At 63.0% G+C, this 943-nt stretch carries 1 protein-coding gene; it reads left to right on the top strand.

The annotated features are described in order from the left end of the window. Positions 1-380: 380 nt before the first annotated feature. Positions 381-943 (top strand): IS630 family transposase (locus tag AC08ON_RS16155; protein WP_476617267.1); only part of this gene is annotated, 563 nt, incomplete at its 3' end.

The following is a 943-nucleotide window of genomic DNA, read 5'->3' as shown; positions in this document are numbered from 1 at the left end:
CATCTGGGCCGCGCCCAGCACGGCTTTCGCGTTCTTCAGCTCAGTGGCGATCCGCTCCTGTTCCTCCCGGCCCAGGTCTTCCGGGATGGCCCCGGACACCACACCCCGCGCCAGCCTCCGGCGCTCCTCGGCCAGCTCGGTGACGCGCCGCTTGGCCCACTGGATCTCCGGCTCGGAGCGCTGGTGCTGATGATCCAGCTCGGCACGCAGGCCGTCCCGGATATGGTCTTGGTCGTCCTCGGTGAGGTGAACGCCCTGGTAGTACTAAGGGGAATGAAAGTATCTGGACAAAGTGCAACTCGGCATGATTTAATCATTGCATGCGGAAGCCCGACGGTCGGAAAATTGACCACGGAACACTGGAAACAATCAGGATTCGCGTGGCGCGCCAGATTGTTGACGACGGCGCCAACGCCGACGAGTTGGCAAAAGCACTGGGCTTCAGCCGGGCGGCGGTGTTCTCGTGGGCGCAGCAGTACCGCGACGGCGGGATTGAGGCGCTGCGAGCCAAGCCGATTCCTGGAAGGCCAAAGAAAATGACGGACCAGCAGGCCGACCAAATCTACACGATCCTCTGCACCAAAACCCCGGACCAGATGCAGTTCGACTTCCAACTGTGGACCCGCTGGCTTGTACGAGACCTCATCGCACGGCTGTTCGGAATCAGTATCACTGAACAGGCGGTCGGAAGGATGCTGCGGCGCTGGGGAATGTCCCCGCAACGGCCCACCACGCAGGCGACCCAGCGCGACGAAGCAAAGGTGATGCGCTGGAAGACCGAACAGTTCCCGAAGATCCGTGCTGAGGCGAGGCAGGTCGGAGCCACAGTCTACTTCGGGGACGAGGCCTCGGTCCGCACCGATCACCACGGCGGCGCGACTTGGGCTCCCGTCGGTGAAACCCCGGTGATCAGCCGAACAGGAGACCGGAAATCGGTTGGGTG

Source organism: Frankia sp. CoWAU3 (assembly GCF_977971855.1).
This window is presented reverse-complemented; position numbering and strand designations above follow the sequence as displayed.